This is a genomic window from Desulfuromonas versatilis, assembly GCF_019704135.1.
GTDB lineage: Bacteria > Desulfobacterota > Desulfuromonadia > Desulfuromonadales > NIT-T3 > Desulfuromonas_A > Desulfuromonas_A versatilis.
The window spans coordinates 4,479,569-4,495,155 of sequence record NZ_AP024355.1 but is presented as its reverse complement, the minus strand read 5'-3'; the positions used below and the strand labels follow the sequence as shown (position 1 = coordinate 4,495,155).

Genomic DNA, 15,587 nt, shown 5'->3' with positions numbered 1-15,587 from the left:
ACCGCGGTGGCGACGGAGCCGTCAGGGAGGGGAGTCGTCCTGCTCGGCGTCATTGTCCCTGCTGGTGGGGATGACCCCGCGGGGGCGCTTGACCCGGGGCTGGGGATTGCCGGTGATCAGCCGCGCGGTCTTGGTAAAGCTCAGGTAGGACCAGAGCCAGGAAAACATCACAAAGACCCGCCGCCGGAAGCCGATCAGCGACCAGATATGCACGGCGCACCACAGCAGCCAGGCGAAGGCCCCTGAAAAGTTGCGCCCCCCTACAGAAGCGACGGCCCGGTTGCGGCCGATAGTCGCCATGGCGCCCTTGTCGCGGTACCGGAACGGCGGCCGCGGGCCTTTGCCGGCGGTGGCTTCTCCTGCGATGATGCGCGCGACGTACTGACCCATCTGGATGGCGGCCGGGGCGACCCCAGGGATTGGTTGGCCACTGGGCGGATCGATGAGGCTTGCCAGGTCGCCGATCACGAACACCTCCGGGTGCCCCGGGACCGACAGGTCGGCTTCCACCAGGACACGCCCCTTGTCGTCCAGGGGAACCCCCAGGGTGCGCGCCACCGGTGAGCCGCGGACCCCCGCGGCCCAGATGACGTTTTCGGCCGGCAGCCGCTCCTCAGCCACCAGGACCTCCCCGGGGCGGATGCCGGTGACCCGGCAACCCAGTCGCACCTGCACCCCCATGTCCTGCAGATCCCGCAGAGCCTGCCGCCCCAACGCCTCGGGCATCCCGCCGAGCAGGCGCCTGCCGGCTTCGATCAGGATGACGCGGGCGGTGGTCGTATCGATGAAGCGAAAGTCCCGCGGCACCGACCTGGCCGCGATCTCCTTGAGGGCGCCGGCCATCTCGACCCCGGTCGGCCCCCCGCCGATCACCACGAAGGTCAGCTTGGCCTGCCGCGATTCGACATCTTCCTCCCACTCGGCCTCCTCGTAGGCAAGCAGCACGCGGCGGCGGATCTCCAGGGCGTCGTCGATGGTCTTGAGCCCGGGGGCCAGTTTTTCCCACTGGTCCTGGCCAAAATAGGAGTGGGTGGCGCCGGTGGCCAGGATCAGGTAGTCGTAGCCGATTTCCCCGCGGGGCAGGCTGACGGTCTTTCGCGCCAGGTCGATCCCGTTCAGCTCGGCCAGGCCGATGCGCACGTTCTGCTGGTCGCGAAGCACGTGGCGGATGGGGGTGGCGATCTCCGCCGGGCTGAGCACCGCCGTGGCGACCTGGTAGAGCAGCGGCTGAAACAGGTGGTAGTTGTGGCGATCGACCAGGAACACCGAGACCGGCGCGTCGGCCAGCCCCTTGGCGGCGTTGAGGCCGGCGAAGCCGCCGCCGACGATGAGCACCCGGGGCGGGGGGCCGGCTGGGGGAATTTCGGACATGGCAGACTCCCGAGGGGTTGGCAATTGGCGTAATTCCTATTCTACCCCAACGGGCGAGCGGTCAAACCGCTCAGGGTGATTTTTCCCTTCGTAGGGCTCGGGTTCGCAACCCGGGGCCTCCCGCGCCATGCCCGGGAATCCTTTGGGATTGACAGGGCTGCCCCGGCTCGCTACTTTTCCCTTCTGCCATCTGCCGACCCAAGGAGTACTCATGACAGAACAAACCGATCGGGAGCTTCGCTGGGAGCTCTCTGCCCTCTACAGCGGACCCGATGACCCCCGCTGGGAGGCCGACCTGAAGCAGGGCCAGGCCCAGGCCGGGCGTTTCCGCCACGATTTTCGCGGCCGCATCGCCTCGGACCAGCTCTCCCCCGAGCTGCTGGTAGCCGTTTTGCAGCGCTACGAGGCTCTGCAGAAGCAGGGGCTAAAACCCTACCTGTACGCCCAGCTGCTGTTTGCCGCCGACAGCTCCCCGCCGGCCCACAAGGCGCTGCTGGCCCGCGCCCGCGAGGCCTGGAGCGCCGCCAGCGAACAGCTGCTGTTCTTCGAGCTGGAGCTGCTGCAGCTCGACAACGAACGTTACCTCTGTCTGCTCAAGGACCCCGAGGTCGCCCGCTACGCGCATTATCTCAACCAGATGCGCGCCCACGCCCCCTACACCCTCAGCGAAGAGGTCGAGCAGGTCCTCAAGCGCAAGGAGTTGACCGGCCGCGAAGCCTTCGTCCAGCTTTTCGAGGAGTTGACCGCCTCGCTCCGTTTCCGCTTCGCCATGCCCGGCGAGGAGGAACCCCGCGAGGTCACCGGCGAGGAGCTGCTGGCGCTGCTGCACCACCCCGAGGGCGAGGTGCGCGAGGGGGCCTTCGCCACCTTCCTCGGGCGGCACGCCGAAAACGCGCTGGTGCTCAGCTCCTGCTTCAACAACATCCTGCTCGACCACGCCAAGGAGGTCGAGTTGCGCCGTTACCCCGACATCATGACCCCGACCCACCTCTCCAGCGAAACCGAGCCGGCGATGGTCGAGCGGATGATGCAGGTTACCGAGGCCAACTACTCCCTGGCCCAGGAATACTTCGCCCTCAAGCGCCAGTTGCTCGGGCGGGAGCGGATGAAAAACACCGACCTCTACGCCCCGCTGGGGGGGCAGAGCCGACAGATTCCCTATGCCGAGGCGAAAGCCCTGGTGCTCGAGGCCTTCGGGGGCTTCTCCCCCCGCCTGGCCGAGGAGGCCGGGGCCTTTTTCACCGAGCGGCGTATCGACGCCCTGCCCAAACCGGGCAAGGGGGGCGGGGCCTTCTGCATGGGGATGCTCCCCGGCCAGGCCCCCTACGTGCTGCTCAACTACACCGGCAACCTGCGCGACGTGGCGACTCTGGCCCACGAGCTTGGCCACGGGGTCCATTACGCCCTGTCCCAGGGGCAGAACCTGTTCCAGTATCACGCGCCGCTCCCCTTCGCCGAAACCGCCAGCGTTTTCGGGGAAATGCTCCTCACCCGGCACCTGCTCGACCGCGAGAGCGACCCGCGGGTCAAGATCGAGCTGCTCTGCGCCAAGCTCGAGGACATCATTGCCACCACCTTCCGTCAGAACGTGTTGACCCGCTTCGAGCTGGCCGCCCACAAAAAGCGTGCGGCGGGTCTGCTCTCGCCCGAGGAGTACTGCGAGCTGTGGTGGAGCGAGAACGCCAGGCTGTTCGGCGATGCCGTGGAGATGATCGAACCCTACCGCTGGGGGTGGAGCTACATCAGCCACTTCATCCACAGCCGTTTCTACTGCTACTCCTACGTCTTCGGCGAGCTGCTGGTGCTGGCCCTTTATCAGAAATACCTGGAGGAGGGCGCGCCCTTCGTCCCCCGCTACCTCGAGCTGCTCGCCAAGGGGGGGAGCCAGCCCCCCGCCGAACTGCTCAAACCCTTCGGCATCGACCTGGCCGATCCCGACTTCTGGCAGAAGGGGTATGATTTCGTGGAAGGGTTGCTTAAGGAACTGCGGGCGCTGGTGGAGGCGGGTTAGGGGAGTTCTTCGAGCGCTGCATCCCGGTTGTACAGAAAAAAAAGGCTCCATGCCTACAGGTTTCCCCTGGGGCATGGAGCCTTTACTTTTAGAAACGGGCAGACTTATTTAGCCGCCTTACGGGCTTCCTCCAGCCAGCCGTTCCATTTTTCCTGGTTCTTGGCGATCCACGCCTCGACGTGGCGCTCGATGTCCTTTTTGGAATCTTCGCCCTGCTGCATCTTGGTGTTCTGCTCGTTGATGTCCGCCAGCGGCAGGGTGAAGACCTCGAAAAAGCGTTTGGCGGCGGGGTTGGCTTCGGCGAATTTCTTGTTGGCGACGATGCGGATGTCGCTGACTACGAAGCCGAGCTTGACCGGGTTGCTGACCGCACCCTCGACGTCGGCGACGGTCATGCGCTCGACGGAGTCGGCCTGAGCCTCCATGGGCTTGATCTCGGGGACGTTGATCCAGACCACGTCTTCGGCGGGCTTGAACTTGAAGACCGTCCAGTTGGGAGCCCAGGTGTAGAAAAACACCGGCTTGTCGTTCTGATAGCTCGCCAGGGCCTGGGCCATGCTGGCCGAATAGGCGGCCTTGATCGGGTTGATGTGATCGCCCAGTTCATAGGCTTCCATGTGGTGGCCGATGACCTTCTCGCAGCCCCAACCGGCAGGGCAGGCGACCAGGTCGGCCTTACCGTCGCCGTTCTGGTCGAAGGCCTGCTTGACCTCGGGGCGCTTGAAGTCGTCGAGGGACTGGATGTTGAATTTTTCCGCGTCCTTTTTCGAGACCAGATAACCCTGCAGGCCGCCGGCCTTGACCACGTAGCCGTAGCTGTCGGCCTTGTCGTAGAAATTTTTCGGCAACTGGTTGTTGTGAGTCGGAAACCAGCCGTTGGTCCAGTAATCGAGATCGCCCAGGGCCAGGGACTGGTAGAAGATCGGGTTGGCCAGGTCCTTGGGGCGTTTGACCTTGTAGCCGAGCTCTTCGAGGCCTTTACGCACCAGGGCTTCCTGGAAGAAGCCGGTGTTCCAGGTGGCACGGCCGGGTTTCACGGTAACACCCTTGCCGGGGCGGTCTTCGGCAGCCACGGCGGGGATGGCCAGGGCGGCTACCAGGCCGAGGGCCAAAAAGCTCAGTAACGTTTTTTTCATGTCGATTCTCCTTATCGGGTGAGTGATGGGTGCAGGTGGATTCAGGGATTTATTTGCCGAATCCCTGGGTGATGCGGTCGAGCACCATGGCCAGCAGCACGATGCTCAGGCCGCCGATGGTGGCCAGGCCGATCTCCAGGGTGTTGAGGCCCTGGACCACCGGCCCCCCGAGGCCGCCGGCGCCGATCAGCGCGGCAATGACCACCATCGACAGGGACATCATGATGGTCTGGTTCAGCCCCGCCATCACCGAAGGCAGGGCCAGGGGAAACTGCACCTTGCGCAGCACCTGCCAGCGGGTGGCGCCGAAGGCCAGCGCCGCTTCGACCAGTTCGGGATGTACCTGGCGGATGCCGAGGCTGGTCAGGCGGATCAGCGGCGGCAGGGCGAAAACGATGGTCGCCAGCACCCCGGAGACGGTGCCGATGCTGAACAACATGACCACCGGCACCAGGTAGACGAAGGCCGGGGTGGTCTGCATGGCGTCGAGAAACGGCCTCAGGATCATTTCGAAGCGGTCGCTGCGCCCGGCGCAGATGCCGAGGGGGATGCCGAAGATGGCGCAGAACAGCACCGAGCAGATCACCATCGAAAGGGTGATCATGGTGTCTTCCCACAGCCCGAGGAAGCCGACCAGCAGCAGGGTCAGCAGGGTAAAGACGGTGACCCGTTTGCCGGCGTAGCGCCAGGCGAGGAAGGCGAAAACCAGCATCACTAGGCTCGGCGGCAGAAAGGTGAAAAACCACTCGAGCCCCTCGAGGGTTTTCTCGACGGGGACCTTGATGACCTGGAACAGGTCCCGGTAGTTGGCGACCAGCCAGTCGACCCCGTTCTGAATCCAGTCGTCGAGGGGGATGGTTCTTTCGTCAAAGTCAAATATACGCATTCTGGATATTCCTCAAAATTCTGAAACGGCAGCTTCGGTCAGGCCTGCTGCTCTTCGAGATGATTGCGCTGCAGGGTGCGCAGGAACTGGTTTTTGGAGATCACGCCGAGGTATTTGCCCTCCTCCCCGAGCACCGGGATCGGCCAGGGGCGGGCGGTGACTTCGGGCAGGATGTCCTGCATCGAATCACCGGCCTGGGCGGCCCGGGCCTCGCCGATAAAGGCCGGGGAAATATCCTTGCCGCCGCCGCTGTCGATGAGATTTTTCAGGGTATCGGTGGAGACGATGCCCATGAACCGGCGGTCGGTGTCGAGCACGTAGCCGTACTCCCGGTCGTGGCTGATCAGCCGCTGCAGGGCGGCCCGGGGGCCTTCGCCGGTATGGCGGATGACCGTCACCTGGGTCTGGCGGGCGATATCGCCGACGGTGAGGATGTTGGTCGGGTCGACCCCGCGGAAGAAGGCGCGCACGTAATCGTCGGCAGGGTTCTGCAGAATCTCTTCGGGGGTGCCGACCTGAACCACCCGGCCCCCTTCCATGATGGCGATGCGGTCGCCGATGCGCATCGCCTCGTCGAGATCGTGGGAGATAAAAACGATGGTGCGCTTGTGCTTGGCCTGCAGCTTGAGCAACTCGTCCTGCATTTCGGTGCGGATCAGCGGATCGAGGGCCGAGAAGGCCTCGTCCATCAGCAGCACGTCGGGGTCGACGGCCAGCCCCCGGGCCAGGCCGACGCGCTGCTGCATGCCCCCGGAGAGTTCGTCGGGGCGGCTGTTGTGATACCCCTCGAGACCGACCTGTTCGAGGGCCTGCATGGCCCGTTCATTGCGGCTCTGCTTGTCGACCCCGGCCATCTCGAGGCCGAAGGCCGCGTTTTCCAGAACGCTCATGTGCGGCATCAGGGCGAAGGACTGAAACACCATGCTGATAGTCTTGCGGCGCAGTTTGACCAGGTCTTCATCGTTCATGGTCGCCACGTCCTGGCCATCCACGTAGACGTGGCCGGAGGTTGGTTCGATGAGGCGGTTGAGCATGCGCACCAGCGTCGATTTGCCCGAGCCGGAGAGGCCCATGACGACGAAAATTTCACCGGTGTTGACTTCGAAGCTGGCGTCCTGCACGCCTATGGTCATGCCGGTGCGTTGGTGGATCTCCTCCTTGTCCAGACCTTCTTTGAGCATTTTCAGTGCGGTTTTCGGTTGCGGCCCGAACACCTTGTAGAGGTTTTCAATTTTAATTTTCACGGACATGATGAATCCTTTCGGCAGGGCCCGGGCGGATATCTCCTGCCCACCCTGCTGAAAAAAATATTCCCCTTCTGCGGACTGCAGATCCCCGGAGTAGAAAACACATTGCCTGGATTTGAATGCGGCTCGGGTCGAGACAGTCTGCCCCTCGAGGGGCAGGCTGGGAAGAGGGTAAGGCCCGAGGGCCTTGGGTGCGGTCTCAATCCCCTTTGAGGGGTTTTCGCTGCGGAGTTCGGTGCCGATCCGGATTTAAAATCTCTGGCGGATCACCGGATCAGGCCCCGGTCCGTCGATGGCTGAATCAAGCCGATAGACCCGGAGTGTTTTCGTTGAACGAGGCGGAGTTTTTCAGTTTAGATTCGTGATAAAAACCTTTTCCTGCAGGGGGGAATGGCTTGTTTGTTTGCTTGCCAGGAGCCAAAAAAAACAAGGGTAGAATAATTACCAAAAAATGTCAAGGGATGACAGTGAATTTTAACTCAAGTGACGTGAAAGTGTTTCTCAATATATTTATCTGCTTTTTAGGAAGTTTCTTTTTGTGATCTAGTCAATGTCTGGTGAAATTGCCTTTGGTTTATGCAGAAAAATTTTAAAAAGCGAAAAACGATTTCTACAAATAGAAAAAAATGCTAGCTCCCAAATAAAAAAATTGTAGTGCCATAGTATTGACATCGAATTCCAGGATAGGACGTTAAGGAAACTAATAGAAGACAAAAGGTTTCTATGTTAGAAAATTTGTAAGATGTCCTGGAGCGGTTGAATCAGTAAGCAATAGCAGCTTGATCTCACGTTGATTGACAGTCCGCACGATAAAAAAACAGGAGCCGCCCTTTTGGGGGCGGCTCTTGTCGCTGGCATCCGACTCTTCAGTTCCGAAGAGGCCTAGTCGTCGTGGCGATCACGGCTGCGCTGGCGATAGCGATCCCGGTCACGATCGTGGTCCCGGTCCCGGTTTCTCTTGCGCCAGTCCCTGGACTCATCCCGGTCGTCGCTCTGGCCATCCTGGCCCTGGCGGCAGTTGGCCAGCTGTTCGGCGATGGCCCTGACCTGGGCATCGCTCAGCGAGCTGAGGAAGCCCATTCCGCCTTCGTTCTCGGCGATCGCCTCCATGATGTCCTCGGTGTCTTCGCCGCAGACGTTGGAAAGCGGCAGGGAGCCGTGGCAGGCCGCGCAGCGATCTTGGTAGAGGGTGGCGCCGTCGGGGTTGGTGCCGCTGGCGCAGCCTTCGTCGATCTTGCCGTCGCAGTCGTTGTCGAGCCCGTCGCCGCACACTTCGGTGGCCCCGGGGAAGATCAGGGCGTTGCTGTCGGCGCAGTCCTGGGCGGTGTTGCAGCCGGCCTGGGCGAAAAAGCCGTCGTTGTCACCGTCGGTGCAGGTGGGCTGCGGCGCGCAGGCCTGGGCATCCTGACCGTCGATCTTGCCGTCGCAGTTGTTGTCCACGCCGTCCGTGCAGCGTTCGGCTGCGCCGGGGTTGACCGCCGGGTCGTTGTCGTTGCAGTCCATCGGTCCGCAATTGCCACCCTCGGCGGCGAAACCGTCCTGGTCAGCGTCGGTGCAGGCGGGGGGAGGGCAGGCCAGGTCGGAGCCGTTGCAGTCCTGGTCCACGCCGTCGCCGCAGATCTCGTCGGCCCCGGGATGAACCGTTGCGTCGAAATCGTTGCAGTCCATCGGGCCGCAGTTGCCCCCTTCGACGGCGAAGCCGTCACCATCGACGTCGCTGCAGGTCGGAGCGGCGGGGCAGGCCTGGGTATCCTGGGTGTCGGTCAGGCCGTCGCAGTTGTTGTCCACGCCGTCGGTACAGTTTTCCACGGCCCCGGGGTTGACCGCGGCATTGGCGTCGTTGCAGTCCCCTTGGTTGGGAGTGAAGCCGTCCATGTCGCTGTCGATGGTGTTGGGATCGACCGGCGGGCAGAAAAAGCTCCAGTTGCCGATGGCGGCAGCGTCCTTGGCGGGAGTGCTGGCGCCGCGGTTGGAGGTGTGGCAGAGAGCGCAGTCACCGGTGTAGGGCTGGGAGGGGCAGTTGGCGTTGACCTGGTTGCCGATGCTGCCGAAGCCGAAGGCGCCGGAGGCGCTCAAGAGCAGCACAGCCAAGACAAGTCCAAGCGGTTTCTTCATTTGGCATTCTCCTTTGTTGTTCATTTGATGGTTCGAGATGGCCGAGTGGGGCCGGTGGTTTCAGGTCGATCTTTTGGGGGGGGCTGCAGGTCCCACAATGGGTAGGGAGCCGTTTAATGATAACTGCAATGTGTCAATGGTGGCACACTGCTGTTGCTGGAGTAAAGGGTGAAAATCGAAGGTTTGAAAAAAATAATCTGATAGGTTTCGTGAAAGCGACCTCGGCCAGGGCGGTTGCAGTCGGCTAAGCGCACGACAGGGAGGAATTTTCGGGTAAGCTTAAGTTGGGATGCCGGAGGATGTGAAATCCTTTGAGGCCGATCGGTCAACCACCCAGCGCAGAACAGGAGGCATCGATGCTCTACTTTGCCTACGGGGCCAACATGAACACGGAGATTCTCAAGGAGCGGCGCGTCAGTTTTGAAAAGGTCTGCCGGGGAAAGGTACGCAACCTTCGGCTGGTTTTCGACAAACCCGGCGAGGATGGTTCGGGTATGGCCAACCTGCAGGACCACAAGGGAAGCGTGGCGGAGGGGGTGGTTTATGACGTCCCCGAGGCGAGCTTGGCGAACCTGGATGTGTATCAGGGGGTGGATCGGGGCCATTATCGGCGGCACGCCCTGGTGGTTCAGACCTCCAAGGGGGAATTGGAGTGTGTGGTCTACCGGGCTGCCAAGTTTCGCACCGGGCTCAAACCCGCGCCGGAATACCTGCAGGCCATTATCCGCGGCGCCGAAGAGCACAAACTATCCTCCGAGTATCTTGTATTCCTGAAATCGTTCAATACCATGCCCGCGGGGGATTAGGGGCCGATGGTTTTCCAGGGCTCCGGCCCCTGGGCGGGGATCGTCTGACCTTGCCGAAAGTACCGGAGGGGGACTGCAAACGCATCAGGGCCGGTACGGGGGGGAGGCATTCCCCCGTACCGGCCCTGAAGTGTTTGAACAAAGGGAGGTTCAAATGAAGAGAGTATCTCAGACCCGCCTGCCACAACAGGCCCTCGATGATTTGAATACTAGCAGGGGCAGCGGTTGGTTTATACGTGGATGCTGGTAAAAAAATCAGGCCGGAGCGGCAGGTGGCGACTGTGCAAGAGCACAGGGTGCCGCCGGGGGAAGCGAAAGTAGGAGGCATAACGCACTAGGGCCGGTCTCGGGAGGAGGCAACCCCTTTCGACCGGCCCTGAGTGCTGCTTAGGGAGCAAGGAAATGAAGAAGGTACTGCTTAGGAGGTATCTCCAGCCCGCCTGCCACAACAGGCTTTCGATGGTTTCAACTCTATCCGATCAGCGCGAGGCATTCCACGTGGGACCGCGTAAACCTTTGAGGACGGTCGCGCAGAAGTCGACTGCGCAAATGCACAGTCGGCTCAATCGAATCCGCAGTGCTTGATCAATTTTCCCACCAACTCGCTGCGCGAGCCCCGCCATTGGCCCAGCAAGCGCTCGGCCAGGGTGGTCCCGCTCTCCGCAACCTCCTGGATGTCTTCCAGATAGATCGATTCATCGCATCCCTGACCGGTCATCCGCCTCTGCCTCACCAGGCTCTCGCGGGCGATGGCCAGCACCTCCAGGGCCGTCTCCCGCAGGGTGGCGCGGCGCAGGGGCGTTTTGAGGCCGAGCCTCCAGCTCGACCGGTAGAGCTTCTCCAACTCCTCCCGGTCCAGGCCGGCGAACAGCTTCCAGGTTTCGCGGCGGGCGGTTTCGTCGTAAAGCACCCCTTTGGTCAGCGCGGCAACCGCCATGGTCAAATGCGGCGGCAGGCTGTCGGCGCTGCGCACTTCGATCTGCGGCCGCAGTCGGGCCTCGGGGAACAGTGTCGAGAGATGCAGGTCCCAGTCGCCCAGGGTGGCCCGCTGGTCGGCAAAGCCTTCGGCCATGTAGCGGCGGAAGGTGAAGCGTTCGCGGGTCAGGTCGAGGTAGCGGCCGCCGCGGTTGATGAAATACATCGGAACATCGAGAGCGTACTCGACGTAGGTGGCGAACCCCGCACCTTCCTCGAACAGGGCATGGATCAGCCCGGTGCGGTCGGGATCGGTCCGACTCCAGATTTCGCCGCGGGTGGAAAGGCAGCCGCTCGGCCGGCCATCCATGACCGGGGAATTGGCGAACAGGGCGTAAACCAGGGGGGCGATGGCTTGGCAGAGGCGTAGTTTTTCAATGCAATCCGCCTCGTCGGAGTAGTCGAGATTGACCTGCAGTCCGGCGCTTTGTTTCATCATTCGCTGGCCCATGTCGCCGGTGCGCGCCATGTACGGGGCCATGATGTTATAGCGGGACTTGGGCAGCCAGCCGATGCGCCCCAATGGGGTAAAGGGCTGGACCCCCAGGCCGAGAAACGCCAGCCCCAACGGACGGGCCGCCTCGACCACTTCGCGGATGTGGCTGGCAAACCCTCCGTAGCTGCAGTGGAGATCGGGGCAGAGTTCCCCGGAGAGCTCGAGCTGGCCCCCCGGCTCCAGGGTCACCGAGGAGACCGGGCCCAGCAAGGCGATCAGGTGGCCGTTTTCGCGCACCCCCCGCCAGCGGCCGGTCGCCTCGAGCAGGGCCAGCAGCTGCTCGATGCGCTCATAAGGGGCAGCTTCGCCGGTTTCGGCGTCGAGTACCAGCTTTTCCATCTCGGTGCCGATGCCCCAGCGCTCGGGCGGCCGTGCCCCCAGGGTCAGGTAATCGAGGAGGTCCTGGCGTGAGGCGACGGGCTTTTCCAGGTTCTGTTTGAGCAAAGTGGTCATGGCTTAAGATTATCACCAGCGGCGGCGCTCGGGGAGTCGCCCGGGGAATTAAAAAATCGACGGGGCCGGCAAGAGGCCGGCCCCGTCGGGTAGGGCGAAGCCAGGGCCGCGGCCTCAGGAGTTGAGGTAGGCCGTGATGTTTGCGGCGATGGTCTCGAATATCCGGGTAAATTCGGCCTCGTCCGGTTCCAGCAGGGTGATGCGGAAGCCGCGCTGCGGAGTGAAGAACGAGGAGAGGGGCACCACGCAGATGCCGGTGGAGGCCAGCAGGTAGTAGACGAAGCGCTTGTCCAGCGAGACCCCCGGCTGGGAGACCAGGCCCTCCACCAAGGCGCGAACCTCGCGGTTATCGATGGGCAGGGTCTGGTCGTGGGTCAGGGTGTCTTCCTTGAAGGCGACGCTCATGTAGAAGGCGCCGTTGGTCCGGTTGACCATCACCCCCGGAACTTCCTTGAGGATCCGGTAGGCGATGTTTGAGCAGCGCTCATAGCGGCTCTTGCGCTCCTCGAGGTAGACCGGGTACTCGGGGTGGCTCATGATGCGCGGGATGGCCTTCTGCGGCAGCGTGGTGGAGCAGACCTCGACCATCTTCGAGTCGACGATGCTCTGGATGTAGCGCTTGAAGACCGGATCCTTGTCGGCATTGTAGACCTCGATCCAGCCGCAGCGGGCACCGGGCCAGGGCAGCTCCTTGCTGATCCCCTTCATGGAAATGGCCGGCACGTCGCCGATCAGGTCGGAGATCGGCTTGGTCGCCTGGCCGTTGAAGACCAGATTCTGGTAGATCTCGTCGCAGATGAGAAACAGGTCGTACTCCCTGGCGATGGCGACGATCTCCTTGAGAATCCGCTCGGGGTAGACCGCTCCGGTGGGGTTGTCGGGGTTGATGATCAGGATCCCCGAGATGGCCGGGTTGTACTTGACCGACAGGCGCAGGTCGTCCAGGTCGGGGTACCAGTTGTTGTCCGGGTCGAGCCGGTAGCAGACCGGCTTCTGGCCGGCGTGGGCGGCCTCGCCCGAAGAATGGGTGGAGTAGGTCGGAGAGGGGCCGATGACCCTGGCCTCGCGGCGCAGCAGGCCGTAGACCTTCTGGATGGCGTCGCCGAGACCGTTGAAGAAGATGATGTCATCCGGGGTGATCTGGGCCTTGCCGCGGCGATTGGTCATCTCGGCCAGAAACTGACGGGTTTCCAGCAGGCCCTTGGTGGCACAGTAGCCGTAGCTGCAGTCCTTCATGGCCAGATCCGCGACGATCTCCTTCATCCACAGGGGGATCTTCTCCCCCTTGGCGACGGGGTCGCCGATGTTTTCCATGTTGGTCTTGATGCCCAGCTTCTGCAGCTTCTCGGCGATTTCGACGATGGCCCGGATTTCATAGGTCAGTTCGCCGGCACCGATATGAACGATGTTGTTGCGCATAGCCGCCTCTCCCAAACAAGAAATTCGTCCCTGGGGACGATCGGATCCTGGAATATGAAAAAGGCCATGGACTTGCCTGCCCATGGCCTCTTCGTGTCTTCGATATCAGTCGGAATCACTCAGCAGGACATCAGGCAGGCCAACGGCGCGCGCACGCCGCGATGGCAGCTCGTGCTGCTGCTGCCGCCATCATCAGGTTTGCTGCCTTGTTCGCCATCTTCCAGCCCTTCCGGAGCTTGCCGAGAATTTATTAAGGGAAGTCTTTATCATGGCGCCGAGCGAAAGTCAAATGTTTCATTCTGCCCCGCGCTGGCCCGTTCGAAAAAAAACGCCGCCCGCAGGGCGGGCGGCGTGGAGAGAGTGAATGTAATGCGGTGGTTACTGGACTTTGGGGCGGGAGTAGGGGGTGGTCTGCACCGCCTTGGACTCCCCGGCCGGGGTGGCCGGCTGGCTCCCCAGGGCAAGGATTTGGCCGATCAGGGCCATGGCTTCGCGCACATAGGGGTCTTCGCCGGTTTCCTTGATCCAGAGGTTGCGGCGCTCCTCGTCGCTGAGCCGGGCGTTGTCCCCGGGCTCTTCCTCGCCGGGCTCGCCCCCTTCGTGGAAGGCGGGGGCGGCCTTGTGCTGGCGGGCCTCCTCCCGCTCTCGACGCACCTGGTCGATAAACAGCGACTGGCTGGTCTGTTCGCTCTTTTGCCGGGCGCTGTCGGCGTCTTGGGAGATTTCGTTGAAGGACTCGCTGGCGGCAACCCGGGCGCTGCTCTGCTGCTTCAGCCCCGCCAGGTTGCCGAGAGCCGGAGCCCAGGGCTGAAATTCCGTCGCGGCGACGGTGTCCCAGGGCAGGGCATAGTCCGAGTACTGTTCGCCGCTTTTCAGGTGCCCCAGGCGATCCGGCAGAACGATGTCGGGGACCACCCCTTTGAACTGGGTGGAGCCGCCGCTGATCCGGTAGAATTTCTGGGTGGTCACCTTGATGGCGCCCAGAGGGCGATACTTGCCCATGTTCGGCAGCGGAATGGTGCGGTCGAGGTCGAGGATGGTCTGCACCGTCCCCTTGCCGTGGGTGTGGGCCCCGCCCATGACGATGGCCCGGCCGTAGTCCTGCATCGCCCCGGCGAGAATTTCCGAGGCCGAGGCGCTGAACTGGTTGACCAGCACTACCATGGGCCCGGCATAGTCGATCTTGGGGTCGCGGTCCTCGAGCACGTTGATCTGGCCGTTGCTGCTGCGCACCTGGACGATCGGGCCGGTCTCGATGAACAGCCCGGCGATGCCCACCGCGTCGGTGAGGGCGCCGCCGCCGTTGTTGCGCAGGTCGAGGATCAGGCCGGCGATGTTCTGCTCGTTCATCAGCCGGAGCTGTTCGCGCACGTCGTCGGTGGAGTTGCGCCCCTCGCCGCCCAGCCGCGAGCCCTGGAAGTCGCGGTAGAAGCTGGGGATCTTGATGTAGCCGAAGGTTTTGCCGCTGGCCGGGTCGGGGAAGGTGGCCCCCTTGACGAAGGTCTCCTCGATCTCCACCACGTCGCGGATGATGGGGATGACCAGGCGGGAACCGTCGGCTTTCTTGACGGTCAGGCGCACTTCGGAACCCTTGGGGCCGCGGATCAGGGACACCGCGTCGCGCAGGCGGGTGTCGGTGACGTCCACCGGCTCCTCGCTCCCCTGGGCGACTTCGAGGATCACGTCCTCTGCCTGCAGCTGTCCCTGGCGGTAGGCGGCGCTGCCGGGGATGACCCGCACCACCTTGATGTAGCCGTCCTCCTCGCGCAGGGTGGCGCCGATCCCTTCCAGGGAGCCGCGCATGCTGATGTCGAAATCCTCCTTCTGGGTCGGCGGCAGGTAGTTGGTGTGGGGGTCGAAAGCCCGGGTGACGGCGTTGAGGAAGCGGTCGTAGTGGTCCTGGCGGGTGTCCTGGAGCAGGCGGGTGAAAAAATGCCGGTTGCTGTTCAGCACCTTCTCGCGGGCTTTTCCGCGCAGCGCCTCCAGGCGCGGATCCTGGTCCCCTGCCTCCTTGAGCCCTTCGTCCTCGATCAGGTTGAGGTAGCGGGTCAAGGCCTGGAACTTCAGGGCCTGGCGCCAGCGCTCCCGCAGCTGGTCGAGATTCTCGCAGAAATCGAGTTTTTCCGGATCGGTCTCGAAGCTCTCCTGGACGGTGAAGTCGAAGGGGTTGGCGAGCAGCTCCTCCACCAGGGCCTGGGCCTGGGGGATCCTTTCGGCCATGAGGTTCGCGGCCACCACCGGGAGCTGGATGTCGCCCGATTGCATCTCGTCGTCGATCTGGTTCATGTAGGCCTGCAGCTTGGCGACATCGCTTTTCAGCAGGAATCGCTTCTGGAAGTCCAGCTGCTTGAGAAAGAGAGCGAAGGCGTCCTTGGACAGCTGGTCGTTCAGGGCCTTGTGGCTGTAATGATAGCGCTCCAGCTGCTGGCGGACCATGTAGCTGAGCAGCTTGGCGCGGTTGGCGTCGTAGTCCCCAGACCCCTGGCCGTAAACGGCGCTGGCCGCGGGTGAGAGGAGGCAGGCGACGAGCAGGAGCATCAGGCATCGTTTAAAAAAGGCTTTGGGCATGGCGGTTCCTGGTCTGGCCCGGGGAAGGGCAGCCTGCTGCGCAGCAGCAGACGCTTCGGCGGGCGATTGGGGTTCGGGCCACGGCGCCGGGAGACTCTCCCGGT

At 62.9% G+C, this 15,587-nt stretch carries 10 protein-coding genes; 2 read left to right on the top strand and 8 right to left on the bottom strand.

Translation table 11 applies throughout. From position 1 onward, the window contains the following. Positions 1-21 precede the first annotated feature (21 nt). Positions 22-1,371 (bottom strand): NAD(P)/FAD-dependent oxidoreductase, encoded by a 1,350-nt coding sequence (locus DESUT3_RS20100; protein ID WP_221250278.1) that lies wholly within the window; start codon positions 1,369-1,371, stop codon positions 22-24. A 211-nt stretch (positions 1,372-1,582) separates the two neighbouring features. Between DESUT3_RS20100 and DESUT3_RS20095 the strand changes: the two genes are divergently transcribed. Beyond that, positions 1,583-3,382 carry a M3 family oligoendopeptidase gene (locus tag DESUT3_RS20095; RefSeq protein WP_221250277.1) on the top strand — a complete coding sequence of 600 codons (1,800 nt, stop codon included), beginning with the start codon at positions 1,583-1,585 and terminating at the stop codon, positions 3,380-3,382. 104 nt (positions 3,383-3,486) lie between these two features. On the opposite strand, the gene proX is transcribed toward DESUT3_RS20095, so the two are convergent. The 4 genes from proX to DESUT3_RS20075 form a co-directional block, all read right to left on the bottom strand. Then, positions 3,487-4,518, bottom strand: coding sequence for a glycine betaine/L-proline ABC transporter substrate-binding protein ProX (gene proX / locus DESUT3_RS20090; protein WP_221250276.1), 1,032 nt, complete (start codon positions 4,516-4,518; stop codon positions 3,487-3,489). Positions 4,519-4,567: 49 nt separating this feature from the next. Continuing rightward, positions 4,568-5,404, bottom strand: coding sequence for an ABC transporter permease (locus tag DESUT3_RS20085; RefSeq protein ID WP_221250275.1), 837 nt, complete (start codon positions 5,402-5,404; stop codon positions 4,568-4,570). Between the two features lie 38 nt (positions 5,405-5,442). Further along, positions 5,443-6,654, bottom strand: a complete 1,212-nt coding sequence (gene proV / locus DESUT3_RS20080) for a glycine betaine/L-proline ABC transporter ATP-binding protein ProV (RefSeq protein WP_221250274.1) — start codon at positions 6,652-6,654, stop codon at positions 5,443-5,445. 879 nt (positions 6,655-7,533) lie between these two features. Beyond that, positions 7,534-8,766: a MopE-related protein gene (locus tag DESUT3_RS20075; RefSeq protein ID WP_221250273.1), complete on the bottom strand. Its 1,233-nt coding sequence runs from the start codon at positions 8,764-8,766 to the stop codon at positions 7,534-7,536. 356 nt (positions 8,767-9,122) lie between these two features. Between DESUT3_RS20075 and DESUT3_RS20070 the strand changes: the two genes are divergently transcribed. Next, positions 9,123-9,572, top strand: coding sequence for a gamma-glutamylcyclotransferase family protein (locus DESUT3_RS20070; RefSeq protein ID WP_221250272.1), 450 nt, complete (start codon positions 9,123-9,125; stop codon positions 9,570-9,572). Between the two features lie 562 nt (positions 9,573-10,134). Here the strand turns inward: DESUT3_RS20070 and DESUT3_RS20065 are convergent. The 3 genes from DESUT3_RS20065 to DESUT3_RS20055 form a co-directional block, all read right to left on the bottom strand. Next, positions 10,135-11,496 (bottom strand): glutamate--cysteine ligase, encoded by a 1,362-nt coding sequence (locus DESUT3_RS20065; protein ID WP_221250271.1) that lies wholly within the window; start codon positions 11,494-11,496, stop codon positions 10,135-10,137. 114 nt (positions 11,497-11,610) lie between these two features. Further along, entirely contained in the window at positions 11,611-12,915 is a 1,305-nt protein-coding gene (locus tag DESUT3_RS20060; protein WP_221250270.1) for a pyridoxal phosphate-dependent aminotransferase, read from the bottom strand. Positions 12,916-13,293: 378 nt separating this feature from the next. After that, positions 13,294-15,453 carry a carboxy terminal-processing peptidase gene (locus DESUT3_RS20055; protein WP_221250269.1) on the bottom strand — a complete coding sequence of 720 codons (2,160 nt, stop codon included), beginning with the start codon at positions 15,451-15,453 and terminating at the stop codon, positions 13,294-13,296. Between the last annotated feature and the right edge of the window lie 134 nt (positions 15,454-15,587).

Coding starts and splice junctions, on each gene's coding strand:
- DESUT3_RS20100 (WP_221250278.1), bottom strand. CDS start 1,371: ATGTCCGAAATTCCCCCAGCCGGCCCCCCGCCCCGGGTGCTCATCGTC.
- DESUT3_RS20095 (WP_221250277.1), top strand. CDS start 1,583: ATGACAGAACAAACCGATCGGGAGCTTCGCTGGGAGCTCTCTGCCCTC.
- proX (WP_221250276.1), bottom strand. CDS start 4,518: ATGAAAAAAACGTTACTGAGCTTTTTGGCCCTCGGCCTGGTAGCCGCC.
- DESUT3_RS20085 (WP_221250275.1), bottom strand. CDS start 5,404: ATGCGTATATTTGACTTTGACGAAAGAACCATCCCCCTCGACGACTGG.
- proV (WP_221250274.1), bottom strand. CDS start 6,654: ATGTCCGTGAAAATTAAAATTGAAAACCTCTACAAGGTGTTCGGGCCG.
- DESUT3_RS20075 (WP_221250273.1), bottom strand. CDS start 8,766: ATGAAGAAACCGCTTGGACTTGTCTTGGCTGTGCTGCTCTTGAGCGCC.
- DESUT3_RS20070 (WP_221250272.1), top strand. CDS start 9,123: ATGCTCTACTTTGCCTACGGGGCCAACATGAACACGGAGATTCTCAAG.
- DESUT3_RS20065 (WP_221250271.1), bottom strand. CDS start 11,496: ATGACCACTTTGCTCAAACAGAACCTGGAAAAGCCCGTCGCCTCACGC.
- DESUT3_RS20060 (WP_221250270.1), bottom strand. CDS start 12,915: ATGCGCAACAACATCGTTCATATCGGTGCCGGCGAACTGACCTATGAA.
- DESUT3_RS20055 (WP_221250269.1), bottom strand. CDS start 15,453: ATGCTCCTGCTCGTCGCCTGCCTCCTCTCACCCGCGGCCAGCGCCGTT.